The organism is Qipengyuania vesicularis, from assembly GCF_019711415.1.
GTDB classification, from domain to species: domain Bacteria; phylum Pseudomonadota; class Alphaproteobacteria; order Sphingomonadales; family Sphingomonadaceae; genus Qipengyuania; species Qipengyuania vesicularis.
In genome coordinates, this window is the sequence record NZ_JAIGNJ010000001.1 from 1,038,823 (window position 1) to 1,051,503 (window position 12,681).

At 61.6% G+C, this 12,681-nt stretch carries 17 protein-coding genes; 2 read left to right on the forward strand and 15 right to left on the reverse strand.

What is annotated here, in order from left to right:
* Positions 1-9: 9 nt before the first annotated feature.
* The 11 genes from K3146_RS05150 to K3146_RS05200 all read right to left on the reverse strand — a co-directional run bounded on the left by K3146_RS05150 (position 10) and on the right by K3146_RS05200 (position 7,605).
* Complete coding sequence (locus K3146_RS05150) at positions 10-528, reverse strand: hypothetical protein (RefSeq protein WP_221545089.1); 519 nt, start codon at positions 526-528, stop codon at positions 10-12.
* The gene (locus K3146_RS05155; RefSeq protein WP_221545090.1) at positions 525-1,280 is read right to left on the reverse strand and encodes an alpha/beta fold hydrolase; all 756 of its coding nucleotides are present in this window, start codon (positions 1,278-1,280) and stop codon (positions 525-527) included. Before K3146_RS05155 ends, K3146_RS05150 begins: the two co-directional genes overlap by 4 nt.
* Complete coding sequence (locus K3146_RS05160) at positions 1,277-2,047, reverse strand: hypothetical protein (RefSeq protein ID WP_221545091.1); 771 nt, start codon at positions 2,045-2,047, stop codon at positions 1,277-1,279. The genes K3146_RS05155 and K3146_RS05160 overlap by 4 nt, the downstream gene beginning before the upstream one ends.
* Positions 2,011-2,658: a 2-hydroxychromene-2-carboxylate isomerase gene (locus K3146_RS05165; RefSeq protein ID WP_221545092.1), complete on the reverse strand. Its 648-nt coding sequence runs from the start codon at positions 2,656-2,658 to the stop codon at positions 2,011-2,013. The genes K3146_RS05160 and K3146_RS05165 overlap by 37 nt, the downstream gene beginning before the upstream one ends.
* Before the next feature lie 26 nt (positions 2,659-2,684).
* Entirely contained in the window at positions 2,685-3,260 is a 576-nt protein-coding gene (locus K3146_RS05170; RefSeq protein ID WP_221545093.1) for a hypothetical protein, read from the reverse strand.
* Positions 3,257-4,282 (reverse strand): aspartate-semialdehyde dehydrogenase, encoded by a 1,026-nt coding sequence (locus K3146_RS05175; RefSeq protein WP_221545094.1) that lies wholly within the window; start codon positions 4,280-4,282, stop codon positions 3,257-3,259. The genes K3146_RS05170 and K3146_RS05175 overlap by 4 nt, the downstream gene beginning before the upstream one ends.
* A 444-nt stretch (positions 4,283-4,726) precedes the next feature.
* The gene (rplS, locus tag K3146_RS05180; RefSeq protein ID WP_247711010.1) at positions 4,727-5,095 is read right to left on the reverse strand and encodes a 50S ribosomal protein L19; all 369 of its coding nucleotides are present in this window, start codon (positions 5,093-5,095) and stop codon (positions 4,727-4,729) included.
* Positions 5,096-5,108: 13 nt separating this feature from the next.
* Positions 5,109-5,945 (reverse strand): tRNA (guanosine(37)-N1)-methyltransferase TrmD, encoded by an 837-nt coding sequence (gene trmD / locus K3146_RS05185; protein ID WP_221545095.1) that lies wholly within the window; start codon positions 5,943-5,945, stop codon positions 5,109-5,111.
* A complete protein-coding gene (locus K3146_RS05190) occupies positions 5,942-6,292 on the reverse strand; it encodes a hypothetical protein (protein ID WP_221545096.1) in 351 nt (116 codons plus the stop codon). Before K3146_RS05190 ends, trmD begins: the two co-directional genes overlap by 4 nt.
* Positions 6,285-7,250: a carbon-nitrogen hydrolase family protein gene (locus tag K3146_RS05195; RefSeq protein WP_221545097.1), complete on the reverse strand. Its 966-nt coding sequence runs from the start codon at positions 7,248-7,250 to the stop codon at positions 6,285-6,287. The genes K3146_RS05190 and K3146_RS05195 overlap by 8 nt, the downstream gene beginning before the upstream one ends.
* Before the next feature lie 58 nt (positions 7,251-7,308).
* Positions 7,309-7,605 carry a hypothetical protein gene (locus K3146_RS05200; RefSeq protein WP_221545098.1) on the reverse strand — a complete coding sequence of 99 codons (297 nt, stop codon included), beginning with the start codon at positions 7,603-7,605 and terminating at the stop codon, positions 7,309-7,311.
* A 145-nt stretch (positions 7,606-7,750) separates the two neighbouring features.
* Between K3146_RS05200 and K3146_RS05205 the strand changes: the two genes are divergently transcribed.
* Positions 7,751-8,665 (forward strand): NAD(P)/FAD-dependent oxidoreductase, encoded by a 915-nt coding sequence (locus K3146_RS05205; RefSeq protein WP_221545099.1) that lies wholly within the window; start codon positions 7,751-7,753, stop codon positions 8,663-8,665.
* Here K3146_RS05205 and K3146_RS05210 read toward each other — a convergent pair.
* Entirely contained in the window at positions 8,662-9,579 is a 918-nt protein-coding gene (locus tag K3146_RS05210; RefSeq protein WP_221545100.1) for a LysR substrate-binding domain-containing protein, read from the reverse strand. The genes K3146_RS05205 and K3146_RS05210 overlap by 4 nt on opposite strands.
* A gap of 103 nt (positions 9,580-9,682) precedes the next feature.
* On the opposite strand from K3146_RS05210, the gene K3146_RS05215 reads away from it, so the two are divergent.
* Positions 9,683-9,895, forward strand: coding sequence for a hypothetical protein (locus K3146_RS05215; RefSeq protein ID WP_221545101.1), 213 nt, complete (start codon positions 9,683-9,685; stop codon positions 9,893-9,895).
* Between the two features lie 157 nt (positions 9,896-10,052).
* Here K3146_RS05215 and rimM read toward each other — a convergent pair whose 3' ends face one another.
* From rimM to ffh, 3 genes are read right to left on the reverse strand one after another with little or no spacing between them, the layout of a single operon-like run.
* Positions 10,053-10,538, reverse strand: a complete 486-nt coding sequence (gene rimM / locus K3146_RS05220; RefSeq protein WP_221545102.1) for a ribosome maturation factor RimM — start codon at positions 10,536-10,538, stop codon at positions 10,053-10,055.
* 9 nt (positions 10,539-10,547) lie between these two features.
* Positions 10,548-11,051: a 30S ribosomal protein S16 gene (rpsP, locus tag K3146_RS05225; protein ID WP_221545103.1), complete on the reverse strand. Its 504-nt coding sequence runs from the start codon at positions 11,049-11,051 to the stop codon at positions 10,548-10,550.
* Between the two features lie 39 nt (positions 11,052-11,090).
* Positions 11,091-12,590 carry a signal recognition particle protein gene (gene ffh / locus K3146_RS05230; RefSeq protein WP_221545104.1) on the reverse strand — a complete coding sequence of 500 codons (1,500 nt, stop codon included), beginning with the start codon at positions 12,588-12,590 and terminating at the stop codon, positions 11,091-11,093.
* Positions 12,591-12,681 lie beyond the last annotated feature (91 nt).

Sequence of the window (12,681 nt, forward strand, 5' to 3'; positions counted from 1 at the left end):
GAGGCTTTATCAAGCGGTTCGGCGCGAACGCCAGTCGAGAAGCAGGGCGCTAAGGATCGCAAGTGTTGCGACTATCCAGGCGGCGACCTTGATCGGGCGCACGGTTGCGGCAAGGCCGGCAAGATCGTCGTCGCCCTCGAAACGCCAGAGCTGGATGAACTGGCTGATCGTTTCCGCGTAGTCAGTGAGCAAGAAGGTCGCCCCGGAAAGAAGCCCGACAATCCCGAGTATGCGCAAGGTCTGGTTGGTCGAAAGGAAGAACCACAGCCCACCCAACACGCAACCGATTCCGTAGACCCCGATGAAGACGAGATCCCCTGCCATGGCGATCGCGGCCTGGTTCCACAGCCCTGCAGAACGCCATGCCGCCTGGATCCGGTCAACCTCTGCGGCGGTGGCGGCAGCCTGGTGGTCGAGGATGCCACCGGGAACCTCGGTCAGCACGAGCGGCATTCCGAGTGCAACAACGATGGCAAAAAGGACCATTCCGCCGATCCAGCACCAGAGGAAGGCTCGCTTGAGGCTCACGCCGGATTCCCGAGCCAGTCGGCCATGGCTTGCCCGAGGTCGGGCTTGGTGACGCTGCCCATATGCGTGCCGGGAACTTCCACGAATGTCGCGCCCGGGATCAGCTTGGCCAATTCCTCGGCAGATCCATTGTCGCGGTCTTCGTCGCCGCACACGACCAGCGTCGGCATGGTGACATTTCCCAGCATGGCGAGATCGAGATCGGGCATGGTATCGAGCAGCAACCGTGCCGCCACGCGGTCGACGCCCTGCGATTTGAGGAACTGCATCGAGAAATAGGCGGGATCACCGCGCGGGATACTCTCGAACTCGTCGATCACGCGCTTGAAGAAGGCGCTGCGCTTGGCCCATTCGCCAAGGCCGGCCGTCCCCATTCCACCGACGATCAATCGGGCCGGATCGAGCACGCCATGCGCCACACCGTGAAGGGAAGTGCGCGCGCCAAGCGAGAACCCGCCGAGATCGTAGTCATCGAGCGCCAGGTGCTCGACCAGCGCAGCCACATCGCGCACCAGCACATTCTGAGGATAGGCTTCGGGTTCGCGCGGCGAGGCGCTTTCGCCATGTACGCGGAAATCGAGCATGAGGACCTCGTAGCCCCGCTCGGCGATCAGCTGAGCATGCCCCCACTTGATCCAGTTCATCTCCGCGCTGGAGAAGAGACCATGCAGCAGGACGAGCGGCCTGCCCTCACCCGCCCGGTGCAACGCGAGGCGCGTGCCGTCGAAGCTTTCGAAAGTTTCGAGGTTCATTCTACATATCCAAAGTCAGCCGGAGGCATCCCTCCATTTGGGTCGCGACGGAGCTCCGGTTCGCTTGCCTTGCCGGGACCTTGAGATACCCGAGACTCCAAGAGCGGTGGGATCTGCAGGCTCGCCTGGTCAATGATCGAGCCATCCGACAAATTAAATGCGACCACCCGTGCCGTACTTTGCTCGTCCCACAAGATGACCCCTACTGAGCCATCCGACCGGACAGTGGGCAGGTCAATGAATTGCACATTGGTTGCTACGACATTGCGGGTCATCGCCGGCAATGCGCCAATCACCAGATCGGCTATGCCTTTCTCCCAATCATCGCGATTGGATATTGCCGCGAGATAGCCAATTGCAGGCTGATCCTTGTCACCTTGGTCGAACAGAAACTCAAATTTGACCACAAGGTCACGACCCGATTGAGCAACCATGACCTGCCGGCCGGTCGCCGGGTCAACTAGCACTACACCCGCTTCTTCCTGACGTTCGAAGTCATCGTCGGCTTCATAGTATGCAACTACTTGCCCTCCATGCGTACCGACTGGATGTCCGATTATCGAGTTGATCTTTTCCTGCCCGCTTCCGAAAGCGCCGGAATCCTCGAAATCGTTGGTGAGATGTCTGTCCTGAATGAAGGTACCGGCCACGAAAATCGATGTCCCAAGGATCAACAGGAAGAATGCGATTGCATTGAAACGTTCGAGATAATGAAAGAACCGATCAATTGTCACCGCTTCACCAGCCCGTTCTGTTCCATCCGCCACTTCACCATCTCGATACGGTCCTGGCCGAAGAAGGGCTCGCTATCGAACACCAATGTCGGGACACCCCAATGGCCTGCCGCTTCGAGCGCGTCCTGGTTGGCGGCGATCTCTGCGTCCAGGGTTTCGGCATCGCCTTCGACTTCGGCGATGATTTCCTCGACGCCGAGCCCTGCGGCTTCGAGCGCGCGGTCGAGATGGCCGCCTTCGTGCCAGCCTTCCTGTCCGCCCCAAATCATCTTCCCCGCCTCATGCGCGAAGACGAGACCCGCACCTCGGCGGGCCGCGGCCTGCCCCATGCGGGTGACGCGGCGGATATAGGGTTGGTCATCGGCAATCTTGCGGGTTGCCATGTCCTGGATGATCGGATCGGGTCGCGGCGCGCCGAAGGGGATACCGTGGAACGCCGCCACGCGGATCATGTCGCGCATGGTGTAGCCGAGCCAGTTGGGATGGTTGCGCTCAAAGAAGTCGGGCTGGCGGATTGCGAGCGGATAGACTGGCTTCAACGCGATGTTGAGGTCGTACTCCTCCGTCATCGCGCGATAGCGGCCGATAGACAGATAGCTGTAGGGCGAACGGAAGCTGAAATAGAGCTCTGCGGTCAGGGTCATGCGACCCCTTATACGCAGCTTCGCGATTAGCGGAAGAAGCAGGTCATCCCGGCGTGGAGCGACTTGACGACACCGTCTTCGACAAAACCGCCGATCGTGCCGTAGTCTGCGCTGGTATACTCGAATTCACCGGGCAGCGTACTGTCGAGCTCACGGACCTGGCGTTCCTGCTTGAGCAGGTGGAAACTGGTCGAACCCGGCTGCACGCCATCGCTGGTGGCAGCCGCCTCGCCTTCGCGCAGGAACCAGCCCGCCAGATTACCATCCTGATAGGCTACCTGCAGCGGCCCGTAATTGCTGAACTGCATCGGCCCTGCCCCGCAATCGAAATTCTCGCCCGTTTCGGCAGCGCTGCCAAAAGCCTTGGCGAGGCCCGCATCTACCTGCGTGCGCGGAGATCCGAAGCGAAAGACGTCTGCGCCCCTCGCGCCCACGCCATTGGCGTCCACCACCAGCAAAGCGTCGGCATGGTCTTCGACCATCGAGCTCTTCGCGGAGGTCGCAGCCGGGCTTTCGCCTGCCTCGATCGTGTCAGTATCGGCCCCGCTCCCGCAAGCTGCGAGGGCGAATGGCAGGGCGAGCAGGAGCGTCTTCTTGATCATCCCTTCTTAAGGCACTCGCGCCCGAGGAGTTCCGCGATCTGCACCGCGTTGAGCGCCGCACCCTTGCGCAGGTTGTCCGAAACGCACCACAGGGTGATGCCATGATCGACGGTCGGATCGTCGCGCACGCGGCTGATGTAGGTGGCGCTGTCGCCCGCGCTTTCGACCGGGGTCACGTATCCCTCGTCCTCGCGCTTGTCGATCAGCATGATGCCCGGTGCCTCGCGGAGGATTTCCTGCGCCTGCTCTGCAGAAAGCTCGTTTTCGAACTCGATATTCACCGCTTCCGAATGGCCGACGAAGACCGGCACGCGCACGCAGGTGGCGTTGAGCTTGATCTTGGGGTCGAGGATCTTCTTGGTCTCGACCACCATCTTCCACTCTTCCTTGGTCGAGCCGTCATCCATGAAGACGTCGATATGCGGAATGACGTTGAAGGCGATCTGCTTGGTGAACTTAACCGGCTCGATCGGGTCGCCGACGAAGATCGCGCGGCTCTGCTGGAACAGCTCGTCCATGCCCGCCTTACCCGCGCCGGAGACCGACTGGTAGGTCGAGACGACGACGCGCTTGATCGTCGCGGCATCGTGCAGCGGCTTCAGCGCCACCACCAGCTGCGCGGTCGAGCAGTTGGGGTTCGCGATGATGTTGCGCTTCTTGTATTCGTGGATCGCGTCGGGGTTCACCTCGGGCACGATCAGCGGCACGTCCGGGTCCATGCGATAGAGCGAGCTATTGTCGATCACCACGCAGCCCGCCGCGGCCGCCTTGGGCGCATATTCCTTGGCCGGACCGCTACCCGCGGCGAAAAGCGCGATGTCCCAGCCCGACCAGTCGAAATGCTCGATATTCTTGCACTTGAGCATCTTGCCCGTGTCGCCGAATTCGACCTCGGTACCGTGCGAACGGCTGCTGGCCACGGCCGCAACCTCGTCACAGGGGAACTCGCGCTCGGCGAGGACCTGCATCATTTCGCGTCCGACGTTCCCGGTCGCGCCGACTACGGCAACACGATAACCCAATGCATTTCTCCAAACTGTATGCGCCGCCGAGATAGCGATTGCCGCCGCGCCCGCAAGCGTACATTCGATTGCGGGCGATGAAGTAGCGCCACCAACGCCCTCGGCGAGGGCTCCCGCGCACCTTTTTATGCCTAATTTCGAGTTAAGCGCGCTTCCTTAAGTTGTCTTAAGGAGCGGCTGTCAGAAACTGGTCTTGTCACCGGGCGGCCACTTCCGGCTCACAGGCTTCCCAGTGACATCAAGACCGGGCCATTTCGGCTCATCATGATCCCCACGTGACAAGGGCAGTGCGTTCAGGCGCACTGCCCTTACTTTTTGGGTTCCTTTGAGGCAGTGCGATCAGCCGCGCTGCCCTTACTTTTCTGGTCAGGGGATTTGGCACGAGCCTGAATCGAAAAGGGCGGCCCCGCAGGACCGCCCTTCCCTTGTTCGCTGTTGCGAGGCTCACGCCTTGGGCGCATTGTCGCGGCGTTCCGCGATACGCGCGCGCTTGCCGGTGCGGCCGCGCAGGTAATAAAGCTTCGCACGACGCACGATACCGCGGCGGACCACGGTGATGCTGTCGACGATCGGCGAGTACAGCGGGAACACACGCTCCACGCCTTCACCGAACGAGATCTTGCGGACGGTGAAGTTGCTGCCCATGCCGCGGTTCGAGCGGGCAATGACAACGCCTTCGAAATTCTGGACACGCTCGCGGGTGCCTTCGACAACCTTCACGCCGACGCGGACGGTGTCGCCTGCGCGGAATTCGGGAATGTCCTTGCCGAGGTTTTCAATTGCCTCTGCTTCGAGCTGTTGGATCAGGTTCATTTGCCTGGTCTTCCTACTTCTTTTGCCGCGCGCCAGAGGCAGGCTGGTCCCGATCGCCACTGTAGCGATCCCAAAGGTCCGGCCTGCGTAACCGTGTGTCTTCCTCGCTCCTTGCCTTGCGCCAAGCAGCGATCTTCGCATGATCCCCCGATCGCAGCACTTCAGGGATCGTGCGCCCTTCCCATTCCTGAGGTCGGGTGTATTGCGGATATTCGATGAGCCCGTTCTCGTAAGACTCTTCGACTCCGCTATCGGGCGCGCCCATTACTCCGGGAAGCAGCCGAATGCAAGCGTCGAGTATGGCGATTGCGGCGGTCTCTCCGCCCGACAGGACGATATCGGCAAGGCTGACCTGTTCGATCTGCGGATAGTGGTCGAAAATCCGCTCGTCGAAGCCCTCGAAACGCCCGCACAATATGGCGACACCGGGGCCTGCTGCGATCTCGCGAATACGCGCCTGAGTGATGGGCTTTCCACGCGGCGTCATGGCGAGGATGGGGGGCGCGGCAGAAGAACCCGTTCGCCCTGAGCTTGTCGAAGGGCCGTCCTTAACTTCTGGTGTGGCGTTCGAAGAAAAGTGCGGTGCTTCGACAAGCTCAGCACGAACGGATTGAGAGCTCAGAACATGATCAAGCGCCCGCCCCAGCACATCGGCCTTGAGCACCATGCCCGCCCCGCCTCCAGCAGGCGTATCATCGACCGTGCGGTGCCTGTCCTTGGCAAAATCACGGATCTGGACCGTCTCGCACGACCAGTCCCCCCGCTCGAGCGCCTTGCCCGCAAGCGACACGCCCAAAGGTCCTGGAAACATCTCGGGATAGAGCGTGAGGATGGTGGCAGCGAAGGTCATTTGCCTTCTTTCGAACGCTTCATGAGCAAGAATCTCGACAGAACTTGGTACGCGCGAATGCCTACACCGGCTCCAAGGAAGCTGAAGCAAAACATGACAACGAACTCAAAAAGGGCCCTCCAGTTCAAATAGTCTGTCACACCAAGGGCACCATGGCCAAAGCTAGTGAGGAACACGACGGTAAAGAACAGGAAGATTGGCAGAACACCCGAAACGACCATCATTTGTCGATCGGAGAATTTGGTCAACCACCGCAGAATAAATCCGATTACAAAGCCAATCAAGAGAATTGAACAAACAAAAGCAATTCCAAAAGCGGTGAACCACGTTTCAGCCAACTCAGTCATGCTCTTGTGCACCCCAAAAAACACTAGACTTCTCGGCCGTGTTTACGCGCAACTCGAACACATCCGGTCGCGAGTAGTGACCATCAGTATCGAGGCTCGCCAGCCCTCGCCCAATCTCAGCTAGATCAAGCTCAGCGAATAGCGTCTCTTCATCGTCGCCCGCTTGAGCCAGCACCCGCGCATTGGGCGCGATAATCATCGAGCCGCCGCGATTTAGCGCCTCGCCCTCGATCGCCTCGATTAGCTCCTTCGCCGCAGCATCGCCGCCAGCACGCTCCAGCCCGTCGAACAAATCGTCCCTCTTCTGCACCAGCCCTGCGGCCAGCACGAAGCAACGGCCCTCCATCGCATAGTGCCGCGAGGCGAGCGCGTATTCCTCGCGCACGGTTGGCCAGCAAGCGACATGCACGCTCTCGCCGAGGTTGTGCATCGCGGCGCGGGCCAAGGGCATCCAGTGCTCCCAGCAGATCAGCGAGCCGACCTTGCCCCACTCCGCCTGATGCACGCCCAGCGTAGAGCCATCGCCGCGCATCCAGATAAGCCGCTCGCCATGTGTCGGCACCAGCTTGCGGTGGTCGAGCACCGGTAGACCGGGCCGGAAGGTCATCTGGTTGTTGTAGAGGCTTGACCGCACCCGCTCATGCGCGCCGATGCTGATGACCGCGCCGGTTGCGTCGCACAGCTCCTGCAGGGGCAGCAGCCGCTCGTCATTCGCCACCACCGCCTGTTCGAGCATGATGCGGTGCAGCGCCTTGGTGCCGGGATGGTCCCACAGCGCCGCGCCGGGCGCCTCGTCGAGCCACAGCGGATAGCCGCCGAGGAAAGTCTCGCCGAACGCGACCAGTTGCGCCCCGCCCTCCACCGCCCCGCGCGCAAGACGCACGGCTTTTTCAATCCCGTCGCCTATCGCGAGCGGAATGGGAGCGGCCTGGACGATGGCGACATGGATCGTGTTCATGGCCAAGCGGTTAGCGCGCGAGGCACCGATTGGCTATCCCACGCTGCGATGGCCCAGCTTAGCTCGAAGGCAATCGCCTCGCATCTCCGCCGCGTGCAGCGACGAACCTCGTTACCCCGATGGAAGTCGCGATGCCCGCAGCCAGCAGGCCGCCAGCAGCGAGCAGGTCGTAGCTGTCGATCGCGACACTCGGCTTGCCGTCGAGCTTCGTCGCAAGCACAGCCGCGAGGGGCGCTGCACCCGTAAAGAGGTGGCGCAACCGCGGGCCGATGGAAGGTGAAAACCTGGCCACGGTGACGCTCAACCCCGCACTCATTACGATATAGGATCCTGTCAGGAAGGCGGCTTCGAGCATATTCTATCCCTTCTCATTCCAACTGTTTCGCATGCGAGGAACACAACCAAGCCCTCGCTCACAATCCAGAGGCGTTCTATACGTGTAATACAGTGATCTGCAAGCGGCTTCAGGCACCGAATTCCCGTCGAGGCGTAAGAAGGGCATGAAACCGGACGATTGCATCATCATCGGCGCGGGTCCTGCGGGTCTGACCGCGGCGATCTATCTTGCGCGCTATCACCTCGATATCCGCCTGTTCGATTGCGGCACCAGCCGCGCAAGCTGGATCCCGACCAGCCACAACCACGCAGGCTTTCCCGATGGCATCAACGGCAATGAACTGCTCGACCGCATGCGCGAACAGGCGGCGAAATATGGTGCCATGCGCGAACCGAAGCGAGTGACCGACCTGAGCAAGCCTGACGAATGTTTCACGGTTTGCTGCGACGAGGAAACCTTTCGCGCCCGCACGGTCCTGATGGCGACCGGCGTCGTCAACAATCGGCCGGAAGGGATCGACGACCAGCTGCATGACGAAGCGCTGTCGCGCGGGCTCATCCGCTACTGCCCCGTTTGCGATGGCTACGAGGTGACCGACAAGAAGGTCGCCGTGATCGGGACCGGTGATCACGGCACGGCCGAGGCGCAATTCATCCGGACCTTCACTTCCGACATCACGCTTGTCTCGCCAGACGGCGGTCACGACCTGTCCGAACAATGCAGCAAGGCGCTCGATGGCGCCGGGATCAGTCGTGTCGCTGGGCTAAGTGGCGGCTTCGCAATCGAAGGCGATACAATTGCCTTCGACACGGCGGAAGGCCGCATGAGCTTCAACAGCGTCTATCCGGCACTCGGGTCGGTAATCCGGTCGGGTCTCGCAAAGAGTTGCGGAGCCGACGTCAGCGACAGCGACTGCGTGCTGGTCGACGATCATTACGAGACCAGCGTGCCCGGTCTGTTTGCTGCCGGCGATGTCGTGGAGGGCCTCGACCAGATCAGCGCGGCGATGGGCCAGGCAGGAATAGCCTCGACCACGATCCGGAACCGGCTCGCCGAGAAGGCCCCGCTGATGCGCTAGGGACCTGGCGGCATCAATGCCTCTTGCGGGATGCCGAGTTCGGGCCGCGCCAATTCCCTGGTGATCCACTCGCGAAAACGTTCGATCTTGCGCACTCCCACTCGCCGCTCCGGATAGACGACGAAGTGGGCGATATCGGAATAGTGGATGTGATCGATCGGGCAAACGAGGCTGCCGTTCTCGATTTCCTCGCGCCACAAGAGGGGCGTGAGCAGGGCGACGCCAAAGCCGGACTTCGCAGCGCTCGCCACCTGAGACTGGTTCTCAAGCGCAATGCCGCGCATTTCCGTCGGTTTTCCGCCAATCTCCAGGCTAGCGAAATAGTCTCCCCACATCGGATCATCCGGGCTTATCCGCTCGACATCGAGCAGGTCCTCGGGCGCTCTTAGCTTGTGACTTTCGGCAAATTCGGGCGAGCACATCGGCGTAACGTAGAGCCGGAAAAGGAAGTGCTCGCGCAGACCTTCCCAGCCGCCCTTACCCAGCCGGACGGCAAGGTCGAAGTCCCCTCCCGAAAGATCGACCAGCTCATTGGTCAGCGAGAGGCGCAAGGCGAGGTCGGGGTACAGGAGCTGGAACCGCCCGATCGATCCCGAAAGCCATGTCGCCCCGAAGGATGACGGCCCGCTGATCGAGAGAATTGCGCTGCGCTCCTGCTCGAGATCGGCGAAGGCAGCGCGCATGCTGTCAAAAGCCTCGCTGATGGGTTTGTGAAGCCGACGGCCCGTCGCACTCAACCGCACCCGGCCACGCTCGCGCTCGAACAGTTTTTCTCCGAGGAAATCCTCCAACTGGCGGATCTGGTAACTTACCGCGGCCTGAGTCATGGCCAGCTCTTCCGCGGCGCGCGAGAAATGTTCGAGACGGCCTGCCGCCTCGAACGCACGCAAAGCGGGCAGCGGAGGTAACTTCATCGAATGATCATAAACCAGACTTATGACTTAGGACAATCCTTTTGTTGGAGTCGACTCAGGAGCTGAGCGATCTTCGGCTCATCAGGAATGAAAGGAATTCGCGATGAGAGACCAACAGACTTGCTGCGCAAATGGTCATGCCTGCGACGAAATCGTCGAAAGCTCGGAAGATCGGCAATCTCGGGAGCGCCTGGATGTGACCAGCCGCATCCTGGCGGCAGCGTCCGCAGTGACGCTCTCGGCAATAGTGATCGCCGGCTATTTCGCCGTACCCACAGCCGAATTGCAGAGCGCCGGGCACGGCTTTCTATTCTAACCCGACCGCTTACGTATCGAGCCGGAACGTTCGCTTCCCTCTGTCCCCTCCCGGGTGGCGAAACCAATATCCGGCATTACAGACCCCGCGCAGCAATTGTTGCGCGGGGTCCTTTTTGCCTTGGCTGCGCAACGGGCAAAGGTCCCGCTCCGCTCGGCTAATCGACGAAGTCGGCGTTGATGGTCAGCTTGTCGGCATCCCAGCCCGGCACGGCCTGCTCGGTGAGTGGGACCATGAACTTCTTACCGTCAGGCTTTTCAATCTCGACAATCTCGGTCGCGCCGAAATTCTCGACCGCGCAGACGCGGCCGATCTCATCACCCTTGTCGGTGACGACGGGCAAGTCGAGCAGGTCGGAATAGTAGAATTCGCCCTCGTCCAGCGCCGGGAGTGCGCTGCGCGGGACGGTCAGCGCGGTCCCGCGCAAGGCCTCGGCTGCAGTGCGATCCGCGATCTCGGCGAAACGCGCGATGGCGCCGCCCTTGTTGTCGCTGCGGACCTTGGACAGGGTGAGCGCACCCTCGTTGAAGCTCTTGTGAGGCTTGAGGGCTTCGAAGCCCTCGCCGAACAGCTTCAGGCGGACTTCGCCCGCCACACCATGCGCACCGGTGACGGCGGCAAGGGTGACGGGCTTGTCCTGCATCGGAAAGGCTTACTCGGCCTTTTCTTCGGTGTCTTCAGCCGGAGCTTCTTCTGCAGCAGCTTCCTCAGCGGAAGCTTCTTCAGCAGCTGCTTCTTCGGCCGGAGCTTCTTCTGCGGCGGCTTCTTCGACCGGAGCTTCGGCTTCAGCGGCTGCTTCCTTGGCAGCTTCTTCTGCTTCGGCAGCCTTGGCAGCCTTTTCTTCAGCGCGTTCCTTGGCGGCTTCGCCCGGCTCACCCTTCTTCGGGTTGTTCTTCGGCGCACGCTCGAGGATGCCGGCGGCATCGAGGAAGCGGTGGACGCGGTCCGACGGGGTCGCGCCGACCGAGAGCCAGTGACGTGCACGGTCTTCGTCGAGCTTCACGCGCTCGCCCGAATCCTTCGGCAGCATCGGGTTGTAGGTGCCGATCTGCTCCAGGTACTTGCCGTCACGCGGGCTGCGCGAGTCCGACACGACGATGCGGTAGTAAGGACGCTTCTTCGCGCCACCGCGCGACAGACGAATTGCAACTGCCATTTTACTTCACCTTTCGAATGTAAATTTCTGTAAGTTCGATTATTTCTTGTTCAACATGTCACGCAGATCTGCGGGCAGCGTATCGGGATCCACGCTCGGCCCCTTCCCGCTTCCCAGACCCGGAAGGCCGCCCATCGGGCCGGGTCCACCCGGTCCGCCAAGTCCGGGCATGGCAGTGCCTAGGCCACCCTTGCCGAAGAGCGCGCCGAGACCCTTGAGGCCGCCCATCTTCTTGATTTGCTTCATGGCCTTGGCCATTTCCTGGTGCATCTTCAGCACCTTGTTCACGTCCTGCACCTGCGTGCCGGAACCTGCCGCCACGCGCTTCTTGCGCTTGGCGTTCATCAGCTTCGGAAGCTTGCGCTCCTTCGGCGTCATCGAGCCGATGATCGCATCCATGTGGAGCAGGACCTTGTCGTCCATGCCCGACTGCTGCATCGCGGCCTTGGCCTTCTTCATGCCAGGCATCATGCCAGCGAGTGCGCCGAGGCCGCCCATGCTCTGCATCTGGCGCAGCTGCATGCGCAGATCGTCGAGGTCGAATTCGCCCTTCGCCATCTTCTTGGCGAGCGCTTCGGCCTCTTCTTCCTTAATCGTCGCGGCTGCTTTCTCGACCAGCGACACGACATCGCCCATGCCGAGGATGCGGCCGGCGACGCGGCTAGGATCGAACGCCTCGATCGCGTCGAGTTTCTCGCCCGTGCCGGCAAACTTGATCGGCTTGCCGGTGACATAGCGCATCGACAGCGCCGCACCGCCGCGCGCATCACCGTCCATGCGGGTCAACACCACGCCGGTCAGCGGAACTTCGCCGGTAAAGCTCTGCGCTACGTTTACCGCATCCTGGCCGGTCAGGCTGTCGACCACCAGCAGCACTTCGGTCGGTGCCGAAACGGTCGAGATAGCCTTCATCTCGGCCATCAGCGCTTCGTCGACGTGGAGGCGGCCCGCAGTGTCGAGCAGCAGCACGTCGGCAGCGGCCAGCTTGGCAGCTTCCATCGCGCGGCGCGCAATATCGACCGGCTGCTGGCCCGGGACGATCGGTAGCGTCGCCACATCGACCTGCTCGCCCAGAACCTTGAGCTGTTCCTGCGCGGCCGGGCGATTGACGTCGAGCGACGCCATCATCGACTTCTTGCCGTGCTTCTCTTTCAGGAGCTTGCCCAGCTTGGCGGTCGTGGTCGTCTTACCCGAGCCCTGCAGGCCGACCATCATGATGACGACGGGCGGCTTGGCATTGAGGTTCAGCTCGCGCGGTTCGGCATCATCGCCCGTGCCGCCGAGCATTTCGACCAGCTCGTCATTGACGATCTTGACGACCTGCTGGCCTGGCGTGACCGATTTCAGGACTTCCGAACCGATCGCTTTCTCGGTGACCGCATCGATGAAGCGGCGGACGACGGGAAGCGCGACATCGGCTTCGAGCAGCGCGATGCGCACTTCGCGCATGGCTTCGCGCACGTCACCTTCGGACAGCGAACCGCGGCCCTTGAGCTTGTCAAAGACATTACCGAGCCGGTCGGACAGATTGTCGAACATGTTTGTTCTACTCCTTGCCGAACCTCGAAAGGCCCGAAAACGCGAAAAACGCCGGCGGACGAGAACTCGTCGGCCAGCGTGGGGTCAGACC

What these genes read in the sequence shown, in the direction of transcription:
- K3146_RS05155 (WP_221545090.1), bottom strand. Translation starts at nt 1,280, where the DNA reads ATGAACCTCGAAACTTTCGAAAGCTTCGACGGCACGCGCCTCGCGTTG.
- K3146_RS05165 (WP_221545092.1), bottom strand. Translation starts at nt 2,658, where the DNA reads ATGACCCTGACCGCAGAGCTCTATTTCAGCTTCCGTTCGCCCTACAGC.
- K3146_RS05170 (WP_221545093.1), bottom strand. Translation starts at nt 3,260, where the DNA reads ATGATCAAGAAGACGCTCCTGCTCGCCCTGCCATTCGCCCTCGCAGCT.
- rplS (WP_247711010.1), bottom strand. Translation starts at nt 5,095, where the DNA reads ATGAACCTGATCCAACAGCTCGAAGCAGAGGCAATTGAAAACCTCGGC.
- trmD (WP_221545095.1), bottom strand. Translation starts at nt 5,945, where the DNA reads ATGACCTTCGCTGCCACCATCCTCACGCTCTATCCCGAGATGTTTCCA.
- K3146_RS05190 (WP_221545096.1), bottom strand. Translation starts at nt 6,292, where the DNA reads ATGACTGAGTTGGCTGAAACGTGGTTCACCGCTTTTGGAATTGCTTTT.
- K3146_RS05195 (WP_221545097.1), bottom strand. Translation starts at nt 7,250, where the DNA reads ATGAACACGATCCATGTCGCCATCGTCCAGGCCGCTCCCATTCCGCTC.
- K3146_RS05200 (WP_221545098.1), bottom strand. Translation starts at nt 7,605, where the DNA reads ATGCTCGAAGCCGCCTTCCTGACAGGATCCTATATCGTAATGAGTGCG.
- K3146_RS05205 (WP_221545099.1), top strand. Translation starts at nt 7,751, where the DNA reads ATGAAACCGGACGATTGCATCATCATCGGCGCGGGTCCTGCGGGTCTG.
- K3146_RS05210 (WP_221545100.1), bottom strand. Translation starts at nt 9,579, where the DNA reads ATGAAGTTACCTCCGCTGCCCGCTTTGCGTGCGTTCGAGGCGGCAGGC.
- K3146_RS05215 (WP_221545101.1), top strand. Translation starts at nt 9,683, where the DNA reads ATGAGAGACCAACAGACTTGCTGCGCAAATGGTCATGCCTGCGACGAA.
- rimM (WP_221545102.1), bottom strand. Translation starts at nt 10,538, where the DNA reads ATGCAGGACAAGCCCGTCACCCTTGCCGCCGTCACCGGTGCGCATGGT.
- rpsP (WP_221545103.1), bottom strand. Translation starts at nt 11,051, where the DNA reads ATGGCAGTTGCAATTCGTCTGTCGCGCGGTGGCGCGAAGAAGCGTCCT.
- ffh (WP_221545104.1), bottom strand. Translation starts at nt 12,590, where the DNA reads ATGTTCGACAATCTGTCCGACCGGCTCGGTAATGTCTTTGACAAGCTC.